This is a genomic window from Mesobacillus jeotgali (genome assembly GCF_014856545.2).
In the GTDB taxonomy this organism is placed as follows: domain Bacteria; phylum Bacillota; class Bacilli; order Bacillales; family Cytobacillaceae; genus Mesobacillus.
Window position 1 is genome coordinate 4,029,724 of record NZ_CP109811.1, and the last position, 25,541, is coordinate 4,055,264.

Below are 25,541 nucleotides of genomic sequence, written 5' to 3' on the forward strand. Positions count from 1 at the left end.
TTTAATATTGTAGAATAACTTCATTCTACCATAAAATCACACTTTCTTAAGGCGGAAAAGCCCGTTTACCTTATGAGCCAATCGACTCCTGGAAGTTTTGCCGCTTTTACAGGTGCGTCACTAATATGGTAAAAATGGCTCAAAAAACGCTCATGATCACTGCTTTGATTCAAATACTTTCGCAACCGGTCCTCGAGCTGTCGTTTCGTCTGTTCCGATTGGGTAATATAATAATTTTCGACTGTCTCATAGTAATGGAGCGGGAATAGCAATCTGGCGTAAAGCAGCCGCCACGAAAAAGGCGATAGCATCGTCAGTGATTGATACTCAGCCAGGAAGGTCTTGATCTCCGGCTGACTCGTCTGGATATTGGCAAAATAACGGTCCCTGACCCATTCAGCGAGGTCCCGGCTTGCATGGTCAAATACCCACTCAAAAGGATTTTTGACAAAATAGTCTCCTCTCCAGACCGTGTTAGTAAAGCGCTCATGGCAGACAGTGCCATGGTCAATCCTTGTTGGCTTATCATCAATCTCTGTATCGGCAAGATATTGAATGGCATTTTCAGACAGCCCCATGTAATACGGAAAAGATTCCATAAACATTTTTTCAAAATCGTTCTCCGGTTCAGTGTAAAGCTTTCCGCTCCACACCTTCTCCATCTGATCGAGCCGCTTTTCCCACAGCTGCTTCCATTGTCCCACTCGGCTCATGCTTTCCACCTTGAAGGGGATTTGCCGCCCTCTTGCATGAAATTTAGCCAGTTTCCTCCCTGTTTTCAATTTCCCTGGCATCGGGACGGCCCTGTTTGATAACACGCAGTATTTCCGACCCTCCCAATCACAAATTTGCTTCCCTTCCTTATCTGCAAGAAGCATCGACACATTACGGTCCCCAGACTTCTGCATGTGATCCGCAATCCTCGCCAGCTCGCTTATTTCTTGCTCTTTTACACCATTAGCGTCCATAATCAGATAAAGCCCTTCATTATGCTTATATCCATGATATCTTCCAAGAGATACTTCTGAATCTGCCGAAATCCCATATACTTCTTTTAACATCTTTTGAAACATTTTAGCACCTCATTTCCAAGCCACTCTTTTACAAATATATGTATTGGATTGTAAAACTTGATTGAACATTACAATGAATAAGCGGCTCCATTAGGGAAATGATTTAAAGGAATGAATTCTTTCACTAAAACGGATTAAGCGGAATATTTTAGGTTAAATAGGATAAAGAGTATGCTGCAATCAAAAATAGAAAGGTGATGCAGATGTTAGAAAAGAAACGCGCCATCCATATGACAGAGGAAACTGCCCGAAAGTGGCTCCATGAACGTGGGGTTGAAATAGAGGATATCGCCAATCTCGTCTATTTCCTGCAGGAAAAGTACCACCCGAACCTGCAGATGGATGACTGTATCGAAAACGTAGAACGAGTTTTATCCAAACGTGAGGTCCAAAATGCGATTTTGACAGGAATCCAGCTGGATATCCTCGCAGAGCAAAAGAAGCTTGGCGAACCGCTGCAATCAATTATTGAAACAGACGAAAGTTTGTACGGCGTAGATGAAATCCTCGCTTTTTCAATCGTGAATATATATGGATCGATCGGCTTCACGAATTATGGATTCATTGATAAAGCGAAACCAGGCATTCTGGAAAAGCTTAATGACAAGGAAGCATCCGGCAAATGCCATACTTTCCTCGATGATATCGTAGGGGCAGTTGCGGCAGCAGCTTCAAGCCGTCTAGCCCACAGAGCAGCAAATGTAGAGGATTAAGAGAAAAGCGCAAGTGCCCTGGTCAAATCCGACAGGCGCTTGAGCGGAATTAAAACAAAGGGACCTGATGCCTTCGCGGCTCAAGTCCCTTTTGTTGCTGTGGCTATTCTTATACTTCCCAATCGTCCAGCGAATCCACTGTGTAAGTTGGCATTTCATTATAACCTTTCAGCAATTCCCTTGTCGTTACCCCTGTGTGGACGAGGAGTGTGTCCATCCCTGCCCTCATGCCTGCAAGGATGTCGGTATCATAATAATCACCAACCATAAGGGTCTCCTCTTTTTTTGTGCCAAGTACCTTTAAAGCCTGTTCCATGATCACCGATTCCGGCTTTCCGATAAAAATCGGATCAGTTTGTGTGGAAACAGCGATTACTGAAGTCAGCGAACCGTTCCCCGGAAGCAAGCCTCGTTCAGTCGGGATGGCAATATCCCCATTTGTCGAAATGAAGGTTGCACCGTTCCTGACCGCGAGACAGCCGACAGCCAGCTTTTCATATGTAATTCCGCGATCGATGCCGGATACAACAATCAGCGTCTTCTCCGGCAAATTTCAGGCCCTTTTCCTGGATTGCCGTCTGGATTCCCTCTTCGCCAATCACATATACGGTCGCGTCTTGTTTTTGCTCATATATATAGTTGGCCGTTGCCTGGCTTGTCGTGAAAACCTGCTCCTCAGTCGTTGGGATATCAAAGCCGCGGAGCTTTTCCGCCACCTGTGCCGGTGTGCGTGATGAATTATTCGTTACAAACAAATACGGAATTTCCGCTTCAATCAGCCTTTTTATAAAATCAGAAGCCGCTTCGATGCGCTCTGAACCTCGATACATTGTTCCATCTAAGTCAATCAAATATCCTTTATATTTTTTCATGATTATCACTCCTAATTATATCGTTCCCATCTCGTTTAAAAACGAATACTCCCATTTTATTAAAGCTAGACAGCAAGTGCAAAGGACAAAGCTCACTGGCTGGAAATTTGTTGTATAAAAGAAAAGAGACCGCGCAAAATAACGGTCTCTTCTGTCATATTTACTTTTTAAAAGCGGAAACCGGCCCTAGTTCATTCGTCAGGTACTCTCTCACTTTTTCTGAAAAAAGCTTCAGATGAGGGAGCTCGGACTTGAAAGTTTCAATCAGGCTGGCATGGTCCACAGCTGTGTACTGCTGCACCAGCATCTTCCGGAACAGGACGATTTTTTTCAATCCCACGCTCATTTCCGGGGTAACCACCTTTTCATCATCGAGAATATCAATGATGTCTTCATAGCTTCCCGGGTCGCGCATGATGAAGCCGTCGATCATCGCGTTTCCCACATCGAGGACAGCTTCAATCATCGTATGTGCTGCACGCTCAAGGGCTGATTTTTCCATTGGCGTTTCCCATGGCCCGTTGCTTTCGAAAAAGTCAATTTGCCTGTTTAAATACTGCAATGTTTCTTCGATTTGATCCCTGTCGACAAAGTACATTCAATATCACCTCATAAAGATGCTAGACGGTTTTCAGTAATCCAGGACGGGCGTAAAAATATCCCTGCGCCAGTTCAACCTTGTTCCGTGACAGGACCGATGCTTCATGTTCATTTTCGATTCCTTCCGCAATGACCGTGGATCCTGCTTCCCTGGCAACAAGCAGCAACCCTTTCAGCATCGACTCCTTAACAGAGTTTTTATCAATATTCTCGATGACGGAACGGTCGATTTTGATGACGTCCGGCATGATTTCACTGATCGTATTTAAGCTGGCATATCCTGCTCCAGTATCATCAACCGCAATTTTGATTCCCATTCCTCTTAACACCTTTATATTATAGATAAAATTCTCGATTCCCTCAATCGAGTCCCTCTCGGTGATTTCCAAAGTAATCTGATTTGGCTGGATGCTGTCATAAGATTGCATCAGCTTTTTCAGGTCTCGAATGAATCTGGAATTCCCGAGGGTAATCGGGGTGAAATTAATGAAAATATCATCACGGCAGCCAGTCGATGTAATTTGCTCAAGCGTTTTTTTCAACACAATCATTTCCAGGTCATAGAGCATATTTGTCTGCCGGGCAACGGAAAAAAGCTGCAATGGACTCTCAAGCTCGGTTCCCTCTGGCCCTCTGGTCAGCATCTCCCAGGCACGGATTTCCTTTGTAGCGACGTCTATGATCGGCTGCGCTAAAAGCTTGATATTTTGCTGCGCGATAATTCTTTTCATTTCAAAGACCATTTCATTGAATTCAGTTTGGATTCTTTTTTCAGCCATGGCAAAAGCTTGCTGGTGTGCCTTTAAGACAGCACCGTGCACGGAACCGACCGATTTATCGATAAAAATAAACCCGGTATCAAAAACAGGCTGGACAGTAGGATACTCAAGGAAAATCCTGCTTTCCGCCTCCCTGAGGATTTTCTTCATTTTCGCATCGATTTCAGAAATACAGTACCTGTTATGGTCAATCCGCATGAACAGGCTCAGGCTGTCGCTAAAGTAATCATGCAGGACAATCATGTCCTCTTTATCGATTTCCTTTTCGATCACCGCTTTGAAATGCCGTTTCAGAGACTTATGAAACTTCCAGTTCTCCTCACCAAGCTGCGAAGCAAGGTCATGATGATTCTTGATCGTGTATGCGATAACAGCAACTTCAAAACCATTATTAAAAGCCTTCTTCACCCCTGATACGACAGGATCCCTCAAAATGAACTGCGGAGGGTAATAACAAATTGATGAATGAGGCAACATTATTTTCCCCCAACCAAGCAGGTTGTCTAATATGCTAGTAACACGGCGGGCCATAGGTTTCAATCCTCTCAGAAGATCGCTAGAACTTTTTCTTAATTGTACCATATTTAGCTAAAATAGACCTTTTTTCCTAGAGAGTTATTTCGAAATATTTTTACTTCTTTATTACTGTGAGAATGTGGATAAGGTTTGGTGGTGAAGTGAAATGAATTTGGATGGACTTGGGCTATTGTGTTAGCGACTAACGGAATGCGAGTTTGATTTTGACAGCTTTTCTCGCTTTCCCTTCAAACCTGTCACGAATCCGGCTCTTTCTTGACAGCTTTTCTTCTTTTCCTGTCAAACCTGTCACGAATTCGGCTTTTTCTTGACAGCTTTTCCTCCTTACCGGCCAAACCTGTCACGATTACCGCTTTTTCTTGACAGCTTTTCTTCTTCTCACGCCAAACCTGTCAGTCGTAACCAACTCGCCGATTGTAAGCTCGAAGTTGGGATTTCTTTGACAGCTTTTTCTCTTCTCAGGCCAAACCTGTCTTAAGTTGGGCTTTCTTTTGACAGCTTTTCCTCTTACTACGCCAAACCTGTCTTAAGTTTAACTTTCTTCTGACAGCTTTTCTTCTTCTCACGCCAAACCTGTCTTAAATTGGACTTTCTTTTGACAGCTTTTCTTCTTTTCACGCCAAACCTGTCTTAAGTTGGGCTTTCTTTTGACAGCTTTTCCTCTTCTCGCGCCAAACCTGTCTTAAGTTGGGCTTTCTTTTGACAGCTTTTCCTCATAACCAGCCATAGCTGTCAGAACTTGAACTTGCCATGCAAAATGACAAAAAATACCCTGAAAAATTCAGAAATCATTATTTTTCTGGTAAGATTGTTGTTGAGTGAGAATGCTGTCGAAAATGGAGGAGAAACATTTGGAACGCGAATTGGCACTTGAAATTGTAAGGGTTACGGAGGCTGCTTCGCTTGCGTCTGCCCAGTGGATGGGCCGCGGCAAGAAAAATGAAGCGGATGATGCAGCCACAACGGCAATGCGCAGAATGTTCGATTCAGTCAATATGGATGGGATTGTCGTCATTGGTGAAGGAGAATTGGATGAGGCTCCAATGCTTTATATAGGAGAAAGGCTCGGCACAAAGATGGGCCCAAAAGTCGACATTGCGGTGGACCCGCTGGAAGGGACGAATATTGTCGCCAAGGGTCATAATAATGCAATGGCCGTCATTGCGGTCGCGGATAAAGGCACCCTCCTTCATGCACCAGACATGTACATGCAAAAAATCGCGGTCGGCAAAAGTGCAGCTGGCAAAATCAGCCTTGATGACCCAATAGAGAAGACGATCGAAATCGTAGCAGAGGCCAACAATAAACGAATCCAGGATTTAACTGTCATCATTCAGGAACGTGACCGCCATGATGAGCTTATTGAGCGTGTCAGGCAGAAAGGCGCCAGAGTGAAGCTTTTCGGCGATGGCGATGTAGGTGCAGCGATTGCGACTGCCCTGCCGCATACAGGTGTCGACCTTTTCGTAGGAACTGGCGGTGCGCCAGAGGGAGTCATTTCAGCTGCTGCCATCAAAGCTCTTGGCGGCGATATGCAGGCAAGGCTCGTACCGCAGACGATAGAGGAAGAAGAGCGCTGCATTGCTATGGGATTGAAGGATCCAAGACAATTGCTGATGCTCGATGACCTTGTTTCCGGAGACGATGCGATTTTTGCTGCGACAGGTGTTTCTAGCGGTGAGCTGCTCGACGGAGTTCGCTTCCTTGGCGGAGATCTTGTTGAAACCCACTCCATTGTCATGCGTTCAAAAACCAAGACAGTCCGTTATATCACAGCACACCATCATTTGGAGCACAAGCCACACTTAGTGATGGTTTAGCAGGAATTACATACCTAGGAGGATCACGATGACTGAACAATTTTTTTTATATGATGATACTGAAGAAACAAAAACGCGTTATGTAAGCTTTGTAGGCGATAACCAGCGCTTCGATCTTGCCATTATGCAGACTGGGCGATATTATGGCAAAAGCATCGTGATGGATATCCAGGGAAGCCGATTTGCCATCCTCGGCCAGGATGATCTCGATGAAGAAGGTTATCTCGAATTTGCCTATAATCTTTCTGAAGAAGACGCAGAGGAACTCCGCTCTTTCCTGCGGCCGATCCTTTAAATTTGGAACGAACTGTTTGTTTGATTTGTCTTTAGGAAGAAATACTAAAGACAACAAGCAAAAGAAGGTGAGTTCATGAGCAAGGAAGACAGTGAAAAGTACTCGGATTTTTCGAATGTAGAAAAGCAGCGCAACTATGTAACCGCTGAAGACTATCCAGAGGGTCCTTATGGATCTCCTTTCCGGAAAGATGAACCTGTAGAAGGCAAAAGCACGCCGTGGCGTGAAGGGCAGCGGTCCTACAGTAACTTTAACTATGAGTTCAAGTCTCTCCATCAGGGAACACCAAGGAAAGAAGCGGGCGCCCATCCAACCCATGATGACCCGAATGAGAGTGAACAGGCGCCGTACAGCGATCTATAAGAAAGAAATGCTCCAATCATGTTGATTGGAGCATTTCTTCATTCTTTCTTTATTTATCCTGGGCTTGTTTCGCGACCTTCTTGACGACGAAATAAGCACAGCCAAAATTGCAATACTCATATAAGTACTCGCTGACGGTACTGATTTTTGTATCGAAAGTTGACTTCTGGTTTTGATCATCAAAAAAGCCTCTTAACCGGAGCTGTCCGTATCCCCAGTCCCCAACAATATAGTCGTATTTCGTCAATATCTCGCTGTATCTGCCGCGGAAGGCTTCCTCATTAAAGCCGTCCCTGCTTTCATCCACTATTTCATAGCATAGATTATTGATGCAAATCATCGGTAGGTCCACCTCTTTTTCCGTAGCAATCTGTCTTTATCCTTAGCTTTTCTTAATTATAACTTATTCCCCATCAATTACTAAGCAAAAAAAATAATTTCAGAGCCATTCTAATGATTAGGGGGTGTTTTAATTGAAAAAAGCATTAATGGCTCTTGGTATTTGCGGAACAGTGGCTATGACGGGTTGTGCAGGTGGTGACGATAACGCCTCACCAGGCGGCCGTGATGGCGGAGCTGGAATTTACCAGCAGAGCGGTAACACACTGAATGTAAACGATCAGCGTCCAGACTTATACAATGAGGGTGGACGAAAAGGTATGAAAGACAAAAGCGAGGACTTCGGGTATGTACGCCATCAAAAAACAGGAGTGATGGGTGCCGATAATGGGCAAAATGCCTACCAGGCGATCGACCGTGAACAAATTGCGGACATGATCAGCAAATTCAGCTTGATGGCCCAGAATGTGGATGATGTGTCTACACTCGTGACAGATGAAGAAGTTCTGATTGTGTACGCAACAGATTCTCAAAATCGCAACGAGACAGCCGACCAGGTGAAGCGTATGGCAATGTCAGTCGTACCGCGCTGGTTCCATGTGTATGTATCCGATGATACCAGTCTGCGCAATGAAGTCGAGAACTTTGCTTCACTTGATACCGATAGCCGTGATGTCGATGAGTTAGTTGATGGAGTGGTTAAACAAATGCTTAAATCCCCTCAAGGCCGTGACATGAGCACTGGTGAAAATGCGAATGGCGAAGCCAAGGGTGAATTGAACGAAGAGACGGACAAAGACGATCTTTCAAGACAGATGCAACAAGGAAAATAATGAAAAGAGTTCAGCATGGATGCTGAACTCTTTTTTACGATTGATTCCGGTAAATTACGCCTGTTGGGCTTCCTGCTCTGCAAGCTGCTGTCTGTGCTTTGCCGCAGAGTTGACCTGTTCGTCGGCATGGTAAGATGAACGGACAAGAGGACCAGCTTCACAATGGCTGAAGCCTTTTTTGAGCGCGATTTCCCTAAGCTCGGCAAACTCATCAGGATGATAGTATTTTTGGACCTCAAGATGCTTCTTGGATGGCTGCAGGTATTGACCAAGCGTAAGGATGTCCACATTGTTGGCACGCAAATCATCCATTGCTTCAATCAATTCTTCCTTCGTTTCACCCAGTCCAACCATGATGCTGGATTTCGTAGGGATATCCGGCTGCATTTCCTTTGCACGGCGCAAAAACTCCAGAGAACGCTCGTATGTTGCGCGGGCACGGATTCTTGGCGTCAGGCGCTTTACCGTTTCGATGTTATGATTCAGGATATCTGGACGTGCATCCATAAGTGTTTTCAGGTTCTCCTCAACTCCACCCATATCGGAAGGCAATACTTCAATTGAGGTGAACGGATTTTTCTTGCGGATCGCTCTGACAGTCTCAGCAAAAACTGCTGCTCCCCCGTCCTTCAAGTCATCACGGGCGACGGCAGTCACGACCGCGTGCTTCAGGTTCATAAGTTCTACGGAATCCGCTACTCTTTCTGGCTCCTGCCAGTCAAGCTCGGTTGGAAGTCCTGTTTTTACAGCACAAAAACGGCATGCACGCGTACATACATCACCTAGGATCATGAAGGTAGCAGTCCGTCTTACAGCCCAGCACTCGTGGATGTTCGGGCATCTGGCTTCTTCACATACAGTATGTAGATTTTTCTCACGCATCATCTTTTTTAAGCCAGTATAGTTTTCGTTCGTATTTAGCTTTATCTTCAGCCATTCAGGCTTTCTCTGTACCTCTTTTTTGCTCATTATTTTCACTCCATTCCTGCTGCATTACATCAAGAACACCATGTAAAAATCAAGGCCGGTATACAGCTTCTCTGATGTCACTTTAACACAATGAAAAACTCTCGACAAGTACGATAACCTTGCGTTCCTTGCGATTACCATTATTTGATATTTATGAAAAATCCCCATCATCGCAAACTAACAGAAGAAAAGCGGAGGCAGTGTTTTTTGCTTAAGCTGTAATTTATAGGAGCTACATCCTGAAGGGAGGATTACGGTGAAAATCCTTAAAGCAGTCATCGTTCTTTTTTTACTTTCCCCGGTCCTGTTAAATGAAGGTGCAAATGCAGCCGAGCAGGGTCAAGAAGATGTTTACAAAAAAAGAATGGAGCTTTATACAAAAGTTGAAGCGGTCAGCCAGATTCCCTGGTACTATATTGCTGCGGTAGACCAATATGAGCGGAATGTCCGCCAGGCAAGAAAAGATTTACCCAAAGCGGAAGGAGTTGCCGGGGTTTATTTCAAACCCGAAGAGTGGGCAGGACTCCTGAACCCAAATCTTGAAGATGAAAATCCAGTTTCCATACAGTTTTTCAATGGAATTGGTTTCGATGGGAATGGTGATGGCAAAGCAAGTTTAAAGGATGACGAGGACGTACTCCAGGCTTTCGCCCAATACTTGCTTTCATATGGTACAGACCATGAAAACTTAAAAATTGGGCTGTGGAACTACTATAAGCGTGATAAAACGGTTGGGATCATCGTTGGCAAAGCGATGATTTACAAGCACTTTGGGCGTTTAGACCTTGATACTCATGTCTTTCCTATGCCACTAAGGAGCAACCACAGTTACAACAATACCTGGGGCGACGCTCGCGGCTGGGGTGGCAGAAGGATCCATGAAGGAACAGATATTTTTGCCGGCTATGGAGTACCTGTACGCGCGACAGGATATGGCATTGTGGAAATGAAAGGCTGGAACAAGTATGGCGGATGGCGTGTCGGAATCCGCGATATCAATAATACTTACCATTATTTTGCCCACCTGAGCGGCTTCGCCAAGGACCTAAAGGTCGGACAGATCGTCGAACCAGGCACAGTCATTGGAGGTGTCGGAAGCTCGGGCTATGGCCCTCCAGGAACAAGCGGGAAATTCCCACCTCACCTGCATTATGGCATGTACAAGGACAATGGGTATACTGAATGGTCCTTTGACCCATACCCGCATCTAAAATCATGGGCCAGGCAGGAAAGGGCGAGGCTCAAGAAAAAATAAGCATTCAAAAAGGCCAACCATTCCGGTTGGCCTTTCTTTTTTATGAACGGGCTTTCTTGACAGCATACAAAACACTTGCTGCAAGTCCTCCCCAAATAATAACCATACCCACAACCATCATTGCTAATGCGCTAGCATCCATTATTTAGAAACCCCCTTGTCTTGTGGAATTTCATAAAGTGCTGCATCCCACTTCTTTGCTTTTGCGAAAATGAATCCGACTAAAATCGCACCGATTGCGACCAACCAGCCGAAGTAGACGTTGAACATGACCGGATAACCGCCATAGCTCGTTTTAATATCTGTCATGATATTCATGACCATCATGATACCCAGTACTACTGGAGTGATGTATTTCAAAGAAATGACCCACCAGCTTCCAAGGCGGATATCAGAGATGGCATCAGCGTGGTTTTGCAGGTTAGTCAGTTCCTTTGCTACCCATACAATGAAGACTACTTCTACAAGACCAGCAAGAGCGACACCATAGTTATTGATGAATGCATCCGTTGTATCAAGGAAATTCAAGCCGCCCTGTGTAGCGAACAGGATGGAGATCAAAGCAGACAAACCGCCGCCGATTGCCACTGCCTTTGTACGGGAAACATTGAATTTGTCCTGAACACCAGCAACATAAGTCTCTACGATTGAAATCAATGAAGAAAGTCCTGCCAGAGTCAAACTGACGAAGAACAATACTCCGAACGCTGCACTGAATGCAGGCAATTCATTAATGATTTGCGGGAATACCGCAAATGCAAGGATGACACCTTTGCTTACCACTTCATCGATTGGAGCTCCCTGCTGCATGGCCATGAAGCCCAATGCTGCGAATACCCCGATACCAGCCAGCAACTCAAAAGAAGAGTTAGCAAAAGCTGTAATGAATGCGTTGTTTGTAATATCAGATTTCTTAGGAAGATAGCTTGAGTAAGTGATCATGATGGCGAAAGCAATGGATAAAGAGAAGAAAATCTGTCCATATGCCGCAACCCATACTTTACCATTAAAGATCTGGCTCCAGTCTGGTTTGAAGAATGCGTTGACACCATCGATTGCTCCATCCAGAGTTAAAGCGCGAACGACAATCACAAAGAATAAAAGTACAAGTGCAGGAATAAAAATCTTGTTCGCAACTTCGATACCTTTCTTTACTCCCTTGAACAAAATACCAAGAGTGATGACCCATACAATGACCAATGGAAGGAATACACCTGGTACGATACTTCCAACCTGGCCAGCGTCAACTACTTTTAAATAGTCTCCGACAAGGAAAGTCAGCGGATCGTCTCCCCATTGCTTGCTTAGCGAGAAATAAGCGTAAGACATTGCCCATGCGATAATGACTGCATAATAAGTTGAGATGACAAATGAAACAGCAAGCTGCCACCAGCCAATCCACTCGGCACCTTTACGCATCTTGAAGTAGCTTAATGGTGCTGAACCACGGTATTTATGGCCAATTGTGAATTCCAAAATCAAAATTGGAATACCTGCTGTCAAGAGTGCGAATAGGTATGGGAAGAAAAATGCTCCCCCGCCATTCTCATAAGCTACTCCCGGAAAGCGCCAAATATTTCCCAACCCTACTGCCGATCCTACCGCGGCAAGAATAAATCCCGCCCTTGTTCCCCACTGTGGACGATTTTCCATTTTGAATCCCCCTCGCCTTCTAATCACCTGGAAAATATTGATGAATTAGAAAGTTTTATATTTTCAGATTATTTAGTCTAGGAATAGTATAGCTAGTTTTTAATTGCTTGTCAAAATATTATTTTGGTCATAATAAAAATATTCCTAAAAATTTTCCCAACTATACCAATAACCCTATTAATCAGGATTCTATTCCCACTTTCTTGAAAATATGAAAAGGCTGTCTGAATTTCAGACAGCCTTTTCATTATTCTGCAAGATTTTCTTTTAGCACTTCTTCCTGGGTTGTCTTGCTTCCGAAAATGAAAGCAAAAGCAATAAGCAAAATTGCCACAGCTGCAAGTGCACCTAGCGTGCTTCCAGTGAAACCAATGATTAGGAATCCAACAGATGAAATCGCAGCAGAAATCAAAGCGTATGGAAGCTGGGTCATGACATGGTCTAAGTGATGTGAGCCAGCCCCAGTTGATGACAGGATCGTGGTATCGGAAATTGGTGAACAGTGGTCACCAAAAACTGCGCCCGCCAATACAGCTGCCAATGCTGGCAGCATCATAGTGATATCAGCTGCAGCTGCAATATCCCCTGCAATTGGCAGCAGGATGCCGAATGATCCCCATGAAGTTCCTGTTGAGAAAGCCATGATTCCAGCTACTAGGAATAGCAGGAACGGCAGGAATGAAATATTGATATTCGAGCTTTCAACAATACCAGCAAGATACTTGCCGGTTTCAAGTCTGCCAATCAAATCAACAATGACCCATGCGAAGAACAAGATATAAATAGCCGGAAGCATGGATTTAATGCCCTCAACCATTCCTTTTCCAAATACACTGGCATTGACGCCTTTTAATACAACTGCCTGTCTCACAAAGAAAATCAACGCTACAGCAAGGCCAAGCAATCCGCCAGTTACGAGAGACTTAGTAACATCTGTGTTTTCAAAAACCCCGAAAATGGTTACTTCACCTTCAACGGCGCTTGCGCCAGTCCAAAGCATCATGCCAACTGTTCCAGCGACAAGGGCAACAATCGGCCATACAAGGTCTCCAACTGTCCCTTTTGTGCTTGTAGGCAGGTCATCCTTCAGTTCGCCAGGTACAGGCTTGTCCTGTGGAACGACAATTCCTTCCATGATTGCACGTTCTTCATGCTTTTTCATAGGCCCGATTTCGATGTTTCGAAGAGCTACGATAAAGACCATTGATAATGCTGCAAGTGCGTAGAAGTTCATTGGCACAATTTGCATGAATCCTGAGAACGCACTATATTCATTAACACCGTGTGCAGCAAGGATTGTACCGATCAAAGCAATAATGTATGCACCCCAGCTGGAAATTGGTGAGATGACACACATAGGTGCTGAGGTTGAATCAATAATATATGCAAGTTTGGCCCGCGAAACCTTCTGTCGGTCAGTGATCGGACGTGTGATTTGGCCAACTGCCAGAGCATTGAAATAATCATCAATGAAAATAATAACTCCCAAAAATGCGCCGACAAGCTGTGCTCCGACTCTTGTTTTCACACGCTTCATCGCCCATTCGCCAAACGCACGGCTACCGCCAGAAATGGAAATGAACGCAGTGATTGTACCCAATAATAATAAGAAAAGGATGATGTACAAGCTATATGTGTTCAATTCCCCGTCAGCGACAACGATTCCTTTAGCCGCGTCCCACATAATAGCAAATGTTTCTGCGATATTAAATTCAGCCAGCAAAAAAGCAGCTGCGACGATGCCTGTTCCCAATGACAACAGCACTCGCCTTGTGATCACTACCATTAAGATTGCCACTAATGGCGGCAGCAATGAAAAAATTGTGTTTTCCATTCTTTCTTTCTCCTCCTTGTTTTTGACAGGGGGAAACTTTTTACATGAAAAGAGTTTAGTTACTTCCTTTTAAAAAAATACAAAAAAGGGCAACGATAGAGAACATTCTATCGCTGCCCTTAGTAAGCAACTAGTGTCTCCATCACGATCTGTAGCTCCCCATTATGGATATTCCTCCATAATGACAGTGATACTCTTGTTCAAAGTATCCCCAGCAATAAAAAGTGTGACTCACCTTATTATTGCTTCGGCAAAATCCCCTTTGAGCTGTGATCAACGTTGTCATCCTCACACAGCTTACTATTGAATCCTGCGCCTCTACCCCATCGGAATGATGTGGTTTATTATTCAATTGGTTTTATAATATAACAATATCGTTAACTTGACAACTGTTTTTATTCTCCAGGAAGCTGGATGGCTGGTGATGTATCTCCGCCGCCATTGTAGAACTGTGGAACTTTTCCTGGGTAGTAGAAGCTGCCAATTGGAATATTTTCCTGCACAGTCGCAATTTCAGTCGCGAAAGGAATGATGATCTGTACATTTACTTTTACCCTGACCGAAACATTGATCAATGTATTGTTGATTCCATGTTCTTCTGTCTCCCACACAACATCAGCTGTCACATCACCGATGGCGCTGAATTTTACCGGCACCCTTGGCCCCATGTTACCAAGAAGCGCGTTGTTTGTTGCCTGGCCCAATGGTACATAATAAATGATTCCCGCTTCCCTATCCTCCTCATCGGTGACCAGTTCGACATCCGAAAGCATCTCAAGAGAGGTCAGGTTCCCTCTTTCTGCCTCCTTCAGGTTCATTTGCACGATGTTCGTCGTTTCCGCTTTTACCCTGTTGATAATTTCAGTATTGAACTTCACTACAGTGGTCGTGCCGCCATCCACCGGAACGAACTCGATTACTTTATCAATGTCCATCCCATTGGCAATTTTTTTATTGATGGCCTTGTTAATGACCAGGGTGGCAATCTTTCTTGTCTGGGATTCAGCGTAGTTCATCAATGTGGGCTCGAGCCCTTTATCTATAATCCACAATCCTCCTGCTGTTGAAAAGGAAAAAAAGACGAATGTCAGCAGGAATACATACCTGAAAGGCAAGGGCCCTTTCCGAGGCAGCCGCCGGCCGAATTTTGCCAAAACAAATCCCCCCTCTAAAGCTATATGTATGCTTCAAAGGGGGGAACTAGCCTAAAAACTTGTTCTAATACTGCTTGGACTATTCAACTAGCAATATTAAATTAATGATTATTAGCGTATTCATATTTAATGATCGTATCGCAGCTGACAATCATCAGGGATAGATGTGATTGCAAATCTAGATGATACGGTGCAATTTTTTGGCCGTTTTCCTCCAGTACACGGACAACAGGCCGCTCACTCAAGCCGGGATTCTGTTCGGCCACAACTCCCTTGCGTCCATCACTCAGGATGACTGTCAAACCGACCGGATAAATCGCCACAGCCCTCCGGAAGGCGTCGACCACTTTCGGATCAAACAGGCTGCCTGAGCCTGAATAAAGTATTTCAAGTCCTTCATGGGGCAGCATGGCAGGTCTATAAACACGATTAGACGTAACCGCATCAAACACATCAGCCACACCAAGTATTTTACCAAATAAGTGGATTTCATCCTCTTTCAATCCACGGGGATATCCGGCACCATTCAACCGTTCATGATGCTGATATGCACAATGGGCGACTATCAGCGGGACAGTCGGGATATTCCTTAGCAGCTGAAAGCCATCCTCGGCATGAGCCTTAATGACCTGGAACTCTTCCACAGTCAACTTGCCTGGTTTCGCTAAAATGTCCTCAGGCACCTTCATTTTCCCAACATCATGCAAAATTGCTCCCAGTCCAAGCTGTTCCAGTTCCTTTGGGGACAGCTTCATTTCTATTCCAATCGCAAGTGCGTAGAGTGTTACATTCAGAGAATGTGAAAAGATATAGTGGTCATGAATGAATACATCAGAAAGCAGATTTAAGAGCTCCTTGCTGCTGTTCAGCTCATCAAGCAAAGCAACAACCAGTTTCTTGAATTTTCTCGCCGATTTTTCGAGTACGAAGGTTTGCGATATCTTTGAATCCAGCTGAATCTGCTTGAACGTTTCACCAATTGTCATGATCGCATTGATCCGCAGGTCATCTGATATCGAATTTTTCACGATAATATCTTCGGTATCAGGATCCATGATATATATATAATCAATTCCAAACTCTTCAAGCCGATTCAGAATCTTTCGCTCGAGCCGCGCACCCACATTGAGCAGGATTTGGCCCTTGTCATTATAGATGGCTTTTCCGAGTAAAGCCCCTTCCTCTACCGATGTGGTGGCTATGAGTCTCATGTCTATTCCCACTTTATCTGTTAGTTGGTGTTGGCTGATTCCGCCGATAACTTTCGAAAAAAAAGAAAATTTTACATAAAACGACAATATTTTCTTATATTCTATCACAATAATTATTCGTGTGGTGATACCTTTTGTTTTTCGAGTTGGGAAAAAAGCAGTTCAGTTAATATATCGGATAGCTGTATTCATTCTTAACAATTGCCACAATATATTCACATATACACGCAAAAAGACAGCCTGCTCAGGCTGTCTTTTTAATTCATAAGCAATAATGCTTCTTTGCCGATCATACCTTTTGTTGCACCAAGGTTCTCCGCTTCATACGTAACGGACTCCAGCGGGGCTTCAAGCAATTCCTCAATCGTTTTTACCCCAACCGCCCTGCCGGCAATAACCTTCCTGCCCTTTAGTTTTTCATTGAGAAGTGCGACATCCAGAGCGCCGCACATAATATATCCTTTATCTCCTGTAACGACAAGCAGGTTTGTCTTTGGCAGTTTTACAGAAATACATAAAAACGTCCTGCCTTCTATTTCTATAGGTGACATGTCGATCATGACCACAACTCCTTCCTTCAATCCCAATAACACTCTATGAAGGAGAGGGGAAAAGCGTGATATTTTGATGAGGCTCTTTTCGTAAACTTTGTTGCATTCTCAGCCAAAAACGCTCTATGAGCAGAAATAAGGAGAGCTTAGAGTTTAAGCGGAAATTTTCCGTTTATTTTTCCAACTATGAAAATCCTAACTATGAAGATCCTAAAGAGATTCCAGCTTCCACTCCAGCAAATTGCGAAGGAATTCCGGAAGCCAGTATTGTTTTTCCTCAGCCCGCTGGATTTCAGGGAAGAAGCGGCCGAATGTGAACATATCAGGAATGGCCAGTGTATAGTGTTCCTTAGGGTTTATTAACTTTCCATTGATGAGAACCTGCTGAACATTCCCTTTTTGCTGAAACTCGATACCATCGTACTCCATGATCCCCATGACGGTGCCGCGGAATCCGAGACCCTTTATCTGCAGATGGGGCCATTTTTCATCTCTGGTCTGAAGGAGTACTTCTTTTAACTCTGCTCCTGACATCCTGATTGTACAAGGATTGATTGGATGTGGACAGATTTCCAGCAAGTCGAATTTCGTGACTTCTCCCCGGTTCAGGCCTTTTAGGATCATGCCGGCATTCATGAAGGCGCAATCGGCATCGCACCATTCTCGTAATGCCTGAGTGAGCAACTTTGTAAGCTCTGAATGCTTCAGTGGGTCTGCCTCTAATTCTTGTGGCAGAGATGCAATACTTTCTGCCATCAGCCTTTTGCCTTCGAGAAAATACCCTTCTGCCATTTCTTCTTCGCCTTGTGCCTGATCTGCCTCATTCATATCATAAAGTACGGCTTTCCTGTGTAAAACCTGCTTTGTTTTTACATCCAGCTTCAGGGTTACATGGCCGGTATAGTATCCAAACTTCCCTGCTCCCGCCAGCAAGCTGGAGCCAACCTCCTTGCCCTCGTGTAAAATATGATGGGTATGGCCTCCAAGAATGACATCAATCTCCGGAAACTTCGCGGCAATCAGTTCATCATCATGGATCCCTAGATGTGACAGGAGAATAATAAGGTCGGTTTCACCTCTCAGTTGGTCGATGCATTTTTCCAGCTCATCAATCGGGTCATTCAGCTTCCAGCCCAGCTGTGCATAAAACCGTGCAAAATTCACTGTTACCCCAATAACACCGATTCTCGTCCCGCTGTTGGTTATGTATACATGATAGGGCTTCGCCCACTCAGGTCTGCTTCCATCCTGTTTATATAAGTTCGCTGCCAGCAGTTCGAAATCTTTTTCAAGATACATCGAATCCAGATCCTCGAAAGGAAGAGTGATGCCTTCGTTATTCCCTATCGTCGCTGCATCGTAGCCAGCTTCGTTTAGTAGGCGGCAATTCGCCTTTCCCCTAGTCGCATCTGATAAAGGGTGCCAGCGGTCCATATGATCACCGATATCGAACACAAGAACCTCATCACCGGCTTCTTCATGCCAGCGTCGACGCTCGGTCACAAGCTTATGGATGCTCGGCCAGTGCTCCAAATGGCTATGCAAATCATTCGTATGGTAAATATGAATAACTTCTTCCATCTAACCATCCATCCTCTTTTTAAAATGAAGTGCCCCCCTGCATGCTGCCAGGAGGGTGCAAATTGTTTAAAACAAATCAAGCTGCCTCGGGTTTAACCCTTCATATTCGATATCCAATAGCTCAACCATCTGTTTAGCATTATCCGCTGCATCCCCGCCGGAATTGTTGTTGAACAATGCGAAAACCTGGGAAGTACTATCGTTCAACTTTTTCAGGTTATCTGACCATTCCTGTAATTCTGCCTGATTATAGCGATATAAATAGCGGACTTCGCGCCAATCCTGGCCTTTCCCTTTCTTGTTCCAGCCATGGACATTGCGGCCGTGAAAGCGGACAAGAACCTTATCCTTTGAAGTGGATTCGAGAACTGCAGGAATGGAACCCTCCCCTGCTTGCGGTTCATCGCAAATGCTGTGAATCCATTTCTCTTTCCTCATAAAATCCAGTGTTTTCTCGCGCATATCATCTCTGAACCATGATTGGTTTCGGAACTCGAGCGCACAGTCGATATCCCCCATCTGGTCGCGGCACCAGCGCAAATAATCGACATTCTCCTTACGCAAGTCAAACCACGGCGGAAACTGGAAAAGTGTAATGGCATGCTTATTCGCCTCAAGATAAGGCTTGAGTGACTCTTTGTACGCATTGAACATCTCATTTTTATCAGTAAAAGGAATTTCGCCGCGCTGATGCCCGGTCATTCCCTGGTACGCTTTTACGATGAACTGAAAATTGTCTGGTGTGTCTTCTACCCATTTCGCGGCATTCCTCACAGGCTGCACAGCGTAAAAAGAGGCATCGACCTCAACTGCAGGAAAGTGGCTGGAGTACTCCTTCAGTTTATCACGCGGTGAAACCTTGCCTTCATATAAACTGTCATGGTCTCCCCAGCCCGTTAAGCCAACAATAATCATCTGTGCACCTCCATTTTAGTTTCATGATAGCATATTTCCCCACAATTGAAATGGAGAAACAATCTGGGGTTTGCCCTTAAATGGGATATTGCATTTTGTCTTCGATTTAGTGCAGGTGATAATGCATGTTCTATTGCATTTTTTTTAAAAAAATTGCATGAATTGCATGAAAATTGAATTGAAAGCAATAAAAGTGAATTTACTGCACTTTGAATTGCGCTAAAACATAACGAAACCGTATTATGTGAAGATTTACCGCTTAAATTTTATAATAATTTCGAGCTGGAAAAATTATTCTCCTAATCAAAGAGCTTAATCTCTCAAACTTTTCGCTTCAATAATTGCCCACTAATCACAATAATCTCCCAAAAATCGCCTTTTTCATAACATCTTCCTAATTATGTAAAAAGCATGCTGAATCCAGCTAAAAAAAATCCACCTGCCATAAGCAGGTGGATTCTGTAACTATCATTATTAACCGATTGAACCTTCCATTTCGAACTTGATCAGGCGATTCATTTCGACTGCGTATTCCATTGGCAATTCTTTTGTGAATGGCTCGATGAAGCCCATTACGATCATTTCTGTTGCTTCTTCTTCGGAGACTCCGCGGCTCATCAGGTAGAACAATTGCTCTTCTGATACCTTGGAAACCTTCGCTTCGTGCTCAAGAGAAATGTTGTCGTTCAGGATTTCATTGTATGGAATCGTGTCTGAAGTAGACTTGTTATCCATGATCAACGTATCGCACTCAATGTTAGAGCGGGCGCCGTCGGCTTTGCGTCCAAAGTGGACGATTCCGCGGTATGTTACTTTTCCGCCCTGTTTTGAGATTGATTTTGATACGATGGTTGATGATGTGTTTGGCGCAAGGTGGATCATTTTCGCACCTGCATCCTGGTGCTGGCCTTTACCAGCGATTGCGATTGATAATGTCATACCGCGTGCGCCTTCACCCTTAAGGATGACTGCCGGATATTTCATTGTCAGCTTAGAGCCGATGTTGCCATCGATCCATTCCATTGTCGCGTTCGCTTCACAGACCGCACGCTTTGTAACAAGGTTGAAGACGTTGTTTGCCCAGTTCTGGATTGTTGTGTAACGGCAATATGCGTCTTTTTTGATGATGATTTCAACGACTGCACTGTGAAGGGAGTTCGTTGTGTAAACAGGAGCTGTACACCCTTCAACATAGTGTACGTGCGCGCCTTCATCAACGATGATTAGTGTACGCTCGAACTGACCCATGTTTTCAGAGTTGATGCGGAAGTACGCCTGAAGTGGAGTATCCACTTTGATGCCCTTTGGAACATAGATGAAAGATCCGCCAGACCAGACCGCAGAGTTTAATGCTGAAAACTTGTTGTCTGTCGGAGGGATGACTTTTCCGAAATGCTCACGGAAAATATCTTCGTTCTCTTTAAGAGCTGAATCTGTGTCCTTGAAGACAATTCCTAGTTCTTCGAGTTCTTCCTTCATGTTGTGGTATACAACCTCTGATTCGTATTGCGCAGAAACACCTGCAAGGTACTTTTGCTCAGCTTCAGGAATACCAAGCTTATCGAATGTCGCCTTAATTTCATCAGGAACTTCATCCCATGATTTTTCAGAGCGCTCAGAAGGTTTTACATAGTAAGTGATTTCATCAAAGTTTAATGAAGCCATATCGCCGCCCCATTGAGGCATTGGCATATTGTAGAAGTGCTCCAATGATTTTAAACGGAAGTCCAGCATCCACTGGGGCTCTTCCTTCATTTTTGAAATTTCTTCAACGATTTCACGCGTCAGGCCGCGCTTAGACCGGAAGATGGAAACGTCTTTATCGGAAAATCCGTACTTATAATCACCGATCTCTGGCATTTTTTTAGCCATCGTCGAATTCCTCCATTCTTAAAGCAGGGAAACAAGGTTTCCCGCTTTGTAGTTGTTCGCTGCAGGCCAATCCCCCGCAGCTGCAAAAGCGTAAGTGCCTTGGTCAGCCCCGACAAGCGCTGGAGGACCGACCAGTGAAGTCGTTTTTTGACTTCATTGGGCGGACCGAAGCGACTCGAGGGGCTAGGCGCTGAAGCTAGACACTAATCCAAGTTAATAAGTCAACCTTTCTTATACAGCCAAATAAATCATCAGGTGATGATTTCTTATTGGCTGTCTTCCTCTTCCTTCAGGCCTTTCTCCATTGCCTTCCATGCAAGAGTAGCACATTTGATCCTTGCAGGGAATTTTGCCACACCTTGCAGTGCTTCGATATCCCCGAGGTCCAGATCATCCTCTTCATAATCTTTTCCCTGCATGATGTCAGAGAAAACCGTTGAAAGCTTTAAAGCTTCCTCGATGGGTCTTCCTTTGACCGCCTGCGTCATCATTGAAGCAGAGGACATGGAAATCGAGCAGCCTTCCCCTTCGAATTTTGCGTCCGCTACCTTGCCGTCTTCGACTTTCATCGTCAGCTGGATGCGGTCGCCGCATGTCGGGTTGTTCATATTGACTGTCAGGCTGCCTTCTTCCAAAACACCTTTATTGCGAGGGTTCTTATAGTGATCCATAATAACTTGACGATAAAGGTTATCTAAATTATTAAAAGACATCGCTGAAATACTCCTTTGTTTTGACAAGTCCGGCTACGAGCTTGTCAATATCTTCTTCTGTGTTGTACAGGTAGAAGCTTGCACGTGCTGTCGCGGACACCTTCAGCCACTTCATCAAAGGCTGTGCACAATGGTGTCCCGCGCGGACGGCGATTCCTTCAGCATCTAATACAGTTGCCACATCATGTGGATGCACATCATCAATATTGAAAGTTACGAGTCCAGCACGCTTGCCGGCTTCCTTCGGTCCATAGATGGTCATGCCTTCGATTTCAGACATTTTATCCATGGCATAAGCCGCAAGTGCGTGTTCATGCTTTTCGATATTGTCGAGTCCGATCTCATTCAGGAAGTCGATTGCGGCACCAAGACCAATCGCACCAGCAATGATCGGTGTTCCGCCTTCAAATTTCCACGGCAGCTCTTTCCATGTTGATTCGTAAAGACCTACGAAATCAATCATTTCGCCGCCAAACTCAACCGGCTCCATTTTTTCAAGAAGTGCCTTCTTGCCATATAATACGCCGATACCGGTCGGCCCGCACATCTTATGTCCGGAAAAAGCGAGAAAATCGCAGTTTAGGTCCTGAACATCAATCTTCATATGCGGAGCGCTTTGGGCGCCATCGACAACCATGATTGCACCATTCTGGTGTGCGATCTCGGCAATCTCCTTGATCGGGTTCATGACACCTAGTACATTGGAAACCTGCATGATGGAGACGATTTTTGTATTCTCTGTCACGATTTCTCTGACAGTATCGAGTGAAATCGTGCCATCCTCCTGCAAGTCGATATATTTCAAAGTTGCACCCGTTTGTTTTGCCACCTGCTGCCACGGGATGATATTGCTGTGATGCTCCATATAGGAAATGACAATTTCATCGCCCTCTTTTAGATTATCACGGCCATAGCTAGCAGCTACCGTGTTGATTGCAGTCGTGGTACCACGGGTGAAAATGATTTCTTCGATTGATTTTGCGTTAATGAACTTTCGGACTTTTTCCCTTGATCCTTCGTACCCATCAGTGGCTCTTGTTCCAAGAGTGTGCACACCGCGATGGACGTTGGAGTTGTATTCGCGATAATATTTGTCCAGTGCTTCGATAACCTGCACCGGCTTCTGTGATGTTGCCGCACTGTCCAGATAGACTAGCGGGCTGCCATTGACTTCCTGATTTAAAATCGGAAATAATTCACGAATTTCGCGGGCGTTCATTATTTAACTTTCCTTTCGATTACCTCAACCAACTGCTTCTTAACTCCCTCAATCGGAAGCTCATTAACAACTGGTGCAAGGAATCCGTGGATGACAAGGCGCTCTGCCTCATGCTTCGGAACACCGCGGCTCATCAAGTAGTAAAGCTGCAATGGATCAACGCGTCCTACAGAAGCAGCGTGACCAGCAGTTACATCATCTTCATCGATCAGAAGAATTGGGTTCGCATCTCCACGAGCTTTTTCGCTAAGCATAAGAACGCGTGATTCCTGTTCTGCATTAGACTTGGAAGCGCCGTGCTCGATTTTTCCAATTCCGTTGAAAATTGAAGTTGCGCTATCCTTCACAACACCGTGCTTCAGGATGTAGCCTTCAGAATTTTTACCAAAATGGATGATGCTAGTTGTGAAGTTCTGTGTTTGATTTCCACGTCCGACAACAACAGTCTTAGTGTCGCCGTAAGAACCATCACCAACCAGGTTGGTTACATTGTCAGAAATTGTGTTTCCGTCGTTCATCATGCCAAGAGCCCACTCGATACGAGCATCTCTTCCGGCATGGCCGCGGCGGTTCACATAAGTTGTAACGCCTTCAGCCAATGTATCAACCGCACCGTATTGGATTTTCGCGTTTTGGCCTGCGATCGCTTCGGTTACGATATTTACCAATCCGTTCACTTTGCCAGTTGTTGAGATATAGTTCTCGACATAGGTCACAGAAGAGTTGTCTTCAGCAACGACAAGCACGTGGTTGAAAAGGTTCGCTTCTGCATCATCATGCAGGAAGATTGCCTGGATTGGGTTGTTCAGCTGAACGTTTTTAGGAACATAAAGGAATGCTCCGCCGTTCATGAAAGCTGTGTGAAGAGCCGTCAAACGGTGCTCGTCATTTTTAACAGCCGTCATGAAATACTTCTTCAGCAGGTCGCTGTATTCGCGTGCCGCTGTGAAAATATCTGTGAAAATAACACCCTGCTCCTGCATTTCCTTTGAAAGCTGCAGGTATGCAGGCTTATTGTTACGCTGCACATAAAGGCTATTTTGCTTTGCTTCCTGGTCTACTAACGCTTTAACATCCTCAGGAAGTTCGTCGATGGATGAAAAAACATCGCTTTTCACAAGCAGTTTTTCAAACTGAGTGAAATTCCACTTGTCAATTTTCGTTTTATCCGGTCTTGGCATGGAAAGATCTTCAGCTTTCGCAAGTGATTGTACACGAAGCTCTGTCAGCCATTCCGGTTCATTCATTTCTTTTGAGAAGGAAGTAATGTACTCCTGGTCAAAAGCCCATTTCGTTTCCGTAGTCATTATAAATCCCCCCAACGCTTAAGCTTCTTGCCCAACTGTTTCGTCTTCGATGCCCAGTTCTTTCTTAATCCAGTCGTATCCTTCTGCTTCTAAGCGCTGTGCAAGTTCTGGTCCACCAGACTTCACAATACGGCCCTGCATCATAACGTGAACATAGTCAGGAGTGATGTAGTCAAGAAGGCGCTGGTAGTGAGTGATAATCAAGCAGCCGAAATCTTCGCCGCGCATTTGATTAATTCCTTTAGAAACAACCTTCAATGCATCGATATCAAGTCCTGAATCGATTTCATCAAGGATTGCGATTTTTGGTTCAAGCATCATCAATTGAAGGATCTCGTTACGCTTCTTCTCACCGCCGGAGAAACCTTCGTTTAAGTAACGCTGTGCCATATCAAGGTCCATTTCAAGGAATTCCATTTGCTTATCCATCTTGCGGATGAACTTCATAAGAGAAATTTCATTTCCTTCGCCAAGACGGCTGTTCAATGCAGAACGCAAGAAGTCAGCATTCGTTACACCGCTGATTTCGCTAGGATATTGCATCGCAAGGAAAAGACCAGCGCGTGCTCTTTCATCAACTTCCATTTCCAGAACATCTTCGCCATCAAGCGTAATTGTTCCATTTGTTACTTCATACTTAGGGTGTCCCATGATAGAAGAAGACAAAGTGGACTTACCAGTACCGTTTGGTCCCATGATCGCATGGATTTCTCCACCCTTAACTTCAATATCCACACCTTTTAATATCTGCTTGCCTTCAATCTCAACTTGAAGGTCCTTAATTGATAATACAGATCCTGCCATAATATTACCTCCGTCAATATAGAAAAGATTTTAAGCCGACTCTTGCCGTCAAAAGCTCTATTCTCATTTTATTCTCATTACAATCTTATAACAAATAGAAAGTGTTAGCAACACTTTAGAAGTGGAAAGAAATACAACGAACACTGTAGAATTTTGTCAAACCGGAAAGCAGCAACCACTTTGATTTTTGGCTCATGCCGAGTGGGAAGGAAACGACCGAGCAAATTCTTTTGCTCGCAGCGTTTCATTTCCGCTCGGCAGCTTTTCAGCTGAGGCTGA

Annotated in this window: 24 protein-coding genes, 1 pseudogene and 1 riboswitch; of the genes and pseudogenes, 6 read left to right on the forward strand and 19 right to left on the reverse strand. The window is 44.6% G+C overall.

Features of this window, described 5'->3' with window-relative positions; genetic code table 11:
- Positions 1 to 65 precede the first annotated feature (65 nt).
- Entirely contained in the window at positions 66 to 1,073 is a 1,008-nt protein-coding gene (gene yutH, locus FOF60_RS20685; protein ID WP_192470152.1) for a spore coat putative kinase YutH, read from the reverse strand.
- 203 nt (positions 1,074 to 1,276) lie between these two features.
- Here yutH and FOF60_RS20690 point away from each other — a divergent pair, with 203 nt between their 5' ends.
- Positions 1,277 to 1,786: a phosphatidylglycerophosphatase A family protein gene (locus tag FOF60_RS20690; protein WP_192470151.1), complete on the forward strand. Its 510-nt coding sequence runs from the start codon at positions 1,277 to 1,279 to the stop codon at positions 1,784 to 1,786.
- A gap of 109 nt (positions 1,787 to 1,895) precedes the next feature.
- Here FOF60_RS20690 and FOF60_RS20695 read toward each other — a convergent pair.
- From FOF60_RS20695 to FOF60_RS20705, 3 genes and pseudogenes are all read right to left on the reverse strand, one after another.
- Positions 1,896 to 2,658, reverse strand: a pseudogene (locus FOF60_RS20695) (TIGR01457 family HAD-type hydrolase).
- Positions 2,659 to 2,818: 160 nt separating this feature from the next.
- A complete protein-coding gene (locus FOF60_RS20700; protein ID WP_192470149.1) occupies positions 2,819 to 3,256 on the reverse strand; it encodes a DUF86 domain-containing protein in 438 nt (145 codons plus the stop codon).
- 22 nt (positions 3,257 to 3,278) lie between these two features.
- Complete coding sequence (locus FOF60_RS20705; RefSeq protein WP_225649833.1) at positions 3,279 to 4,514, reverse strand: EAL domain-containing protein; 1,236 nt, start codon at positions 4,512 to 4,514, stop codon at positions 3,279 to 3,281.
- Between the two features lie 911 nt (positions 4,515 to 5,425).
- Here FOF60_RS20705 and glpX point away from each other — a divergent pair.
- From glpX to FOF60_RS20720, 3 genes are all read left to right on the forward strand, one after another.
- Positions 5,426 to 6,394 carry a class II fructose-bisphosphatase gene (gene glpX / locus FOF60_RS20710; RefSeq protein ID WP_192470147.1) on the forward strand — a complete coding sequence of 323 codons (969 nt, stop codon included), beginning with the start codon at positions 5,426 to 5,428 and terminating at the stop codon, positions 6,392 to 6,394.
- Between the two features lie 28 nt (positions 6,395 to 6,422).
- Positions 6,423 to 6,689, forward strand: coding sequence for a DUF3055 domain-containing protein (locus FOF60_RS20715; protein ID WP_192470146.1), 267 nt, complete (start codon positions 6,423 to 6,425; stop codon positions 6,687 to 6,689).
- A gap of 75 nt (positions 6,690 to 6,764) precedes the next feature.
- On the forward strand, positions 6,765 to 7,052 hold the full coding sequence (locus tag FOF60_RS20720; protein ID WP_192470145.1) for a cytosolic protein: 288 nt from the start codon (positions 6,765 to 6,767) through the stop codon (positions 7,050 to 7,052).
- A gap of 49 nt (positions 7,053 to 7,101) precedes the next feature.
- On the opposite strand, the gene FOF60_RS20725 is transcribed toward FOF60_RS20720, so the two are convergent.
- Positions 7,102 to 7,392 carry a YutD family protein gene (locus tag FOF60_RS20725; RefSeq protein WP_192470144.1) on the reverse strand — a complete coding sequence of 97 codons (291 nt, stop codon included), beginning with the start codon at positions 7,390 to 7,392 and terminating at the stop codon, positions 7,102 to 7,104.
- Positions 7,393 to 7,525: 133 nt separating this feature from the next.
- On the opposite strand from FOF60_RS20725, the gene FOF60_RS20730 reads away from it, so the two are divergent.
- Complete coding sequence (locus FOF60_RS20730) at positions 7,526 to 8,224, forward strand: YhcN/YlaJ family sporulation lipoprotein (RefSeq protein WP_192470143.1); 699 nt, start codon at positions 7,526 to 7,528, stop codon at positions 8,222 to 8,224.
- A 54-nt stretch (positions 8,225 to 8,278) separates the two neighbouring features.
- Here the strand turns inward: FOF60_RS20730 and lipA are convergent, their stop codons facing one another.
- Positions 8,279 to 9,193 (reverse strand): lipoyl synthase, encoded by a 915-nt coding sequence (lipA, locus tag FOF60_RS20735; RefSeq protein ID WP_192470142.1) that lies wholly within the window; start codon positions 9,191 to 9,193, stop codon positions 8,279 to 8,281.
- 304 nt (positions 9,194 to 9,497) lie between these two features.
- On the opposite strand from lipA, the gene FOF60_RS20740 reads away from it, so the two are divergent.
- Positions 9,498 to 10,448: a M23 family metallopeptidase gene (locus tag FOF60_RS20740; protein ID WP_225649840.1), complete on the forward strand. Its 951-nt coding sequence runs from the start codon at positions 9,498 to 9,500 to the stop codon at positions 10,446 to 10,448.
- 40 nt (positions 10,449 to 10,488) lie between these two features.
- Here FOF60_RS20740 and FOF60_RS20745 read toward each other — a convergent pair whose 3' ends face one another.
- From FOF60_RS20745 to sufC, 13 genes are all read right to left on the reverse strand, one after another.
- Positions 10,489 to 10,590 carry a methionine/alanine import family NSS transporter small subunit gene (locus FOF60_RS20745; RefSeq protein WP_192470140.1) on the reverse strand — a complete coding sequence of 34 codons (102 nt, stop codon included), beginning with the start codon at positions 10,588 to 10,590 and terminating at the stop codon, positions 10,489 to 10,491.
- On the reverse strand, positions 10,590 to 12,101 hold the full coding sequence (locus FOF60_RS20750) for a sodium-dependent transporter (RefSeq protein ID WP_192470139.1): 1,512 nt from the start codon (positions 12,099 to 12,101) through the stop codon (positions 10,590 to 10,592). The genes FOF60_RS20745 and FOF60_RS20750 overlap by 1 nt, the downstream gene beginning before the upstream one ends.
- A 247-nt stretch (positions 12,102 to 12,348) precedes the next feature.
- Complete coding sequence (locus FOF60_RS20755; RefSeq protein WP_192470138.1) at positions 12,349 to 13,935, reverse strand: Na+/H+ antiporter NhaC family protein; 1,587 nt, start codon at positions 13,933 to 13,935, stop codon at positions 12,349 to 12,351.
- Positions 13,936 to 14,079: 144 nt separating this feature from the next.
- A riboswitch (Lysine riboswitch) is annotated at positions 14,080 to 14,264 on the reverse strand.
- 66 nt (positions 14,265 to 14,330) lie between these two features.
- Positions 14,331 to 15,089, reverse strand: a complete 759-nt coding sequence (gene yunB / locus FOF60_RS20760) for a sporulation protein YunB (RefSeq protein ID WP_192470137.1) — start codon at positions 15,087 to 15,089, stop codon at positions 14,331 to 14,333.
- Positions 15,090 to 15,190: 101 nt separating this feature from the next.
- On the reverse strand, positions 15,191 to 16,300 hold the full coding sequence (locus tag FOF60_RS20765) for an HD-GYP domain-containing protein (protein ID WP_192470136.1): 1,110 nt from the start codon (positions 16,298 to 16,300) through the stop codon (positions 15,191 to 15,193).
- Between the two features lie 257 nt (positions 16,301 to 16,557).
- On the reverse strand, positions 16,558 to 16,860 hold the full coding sequence (locus tag FOF60_RS20770) for a YunC family protein (protein ID WP_192470135.1): 303 nt from the start codon (positions 16,858 to 16,860) through the stop codon (positions 16,558 to 16,560).
- A gap of 201 nt (positions 16,861 to 17,061) precedes the next feature.
- Positions 17,062 to 18,432, reverse strand: a complete 1,371-nt coding sequence (locus tag FOF60_RS20775; RefSeq protein ID WP_192470134.1) for a bifunctional metallophosphatase/5'-nucleotidase — start codon at positions 18,430 to 18,432, stop codon at positions 17,062 to 17,064.
- Between the two features lie 66 nt (positions 18,433 to 18,498).
- Positions 18,499 to 19,347 carry a DUF72 domain-containing protein gene (locus FOF60_RS20780; protein WP_192470133.1) on the reverse strand — a complete coding sequence of 283 codons (849 nt, stop codon included), beginning with the start codon at positions 19,345 to 19,347 and terminating at the stop codon, positions 18,499 to 18,501.
- Positions 19,348 to 19,821: 474 nt separating this feature from the next.
- Positions 19,822 to 21,219: a Fe-S cluster assembly protein SufB gene (sufB, locus tag FOF60_RS20785; protein ID WP_079507085.1), complete on the reverse strand. Its 1,398-nt coding sequence runs from the start codon at positions 21,217 to 21,219 to the stop codon at positions 19,822 to 19,824.
- A 266-nt stretch (positions 21,220 to 21,485) separates the two neighbouring features.
- Positions 21,486 to 21,932, reverse strand: coding sequence for a Fe-S cluster assembly sulfur transfer protein SufU (sufU, locus tag FOF60_RS20790; protein WP_192470132.1), 447 nt, complete (start codon positions 21,930 to 21,932; stop codon positions 21,486 to 21,488).
- The gene (locus tag FOF60_RS20795; RefSeq protein ID WP_192470131.1) at positions 21,922 to 23,151 is read right to left on the reverse strand and encodes a cysteine desulfurase; all 1,230 of its coding nucleotides are present in this window, start codon (positions 23,149 to 23,151) and stop codon (positions 21,922 to 21,924) included. The genes sufU and FOF60_RS20795 overlap by 11 nt, the downstream gene beginning before the upstream one ends.
- Positions 23,151 to 24,458, reverse strand: coding sequence for a Fe-S cluster assembly protein SufD (gene sufD, locus FOF60_RS20800; protein WP_192470130.1), 1,308 nt, complete (start codon positions 24,456 to 24,458; stop codon positions 23,151 to 23,153). The genes FOF60_RS20795 and sufD overlap by 1 nt, the downstream gene beginning before the upstream one ends.
- Positions 24,459 to 24,476: 18 nt before the next feature.
- Positions 24,477 to 25,262 carry a Fe-S cluster assembly ATPase SufC gene (gene sufC / locus FOF60_RS20805; RefSeq protein WP_041966111.1) on the reverse strand — a complete coding sequence of 262 codons (786 nt, stop codon included), beginning with the start codon at positions 25,260 to 25,262 and terminating at the stop codon, positions 24,477 to 24,479.
- Positions 25,263 to 25,541 lie beyond the last annotated feature (279 nt).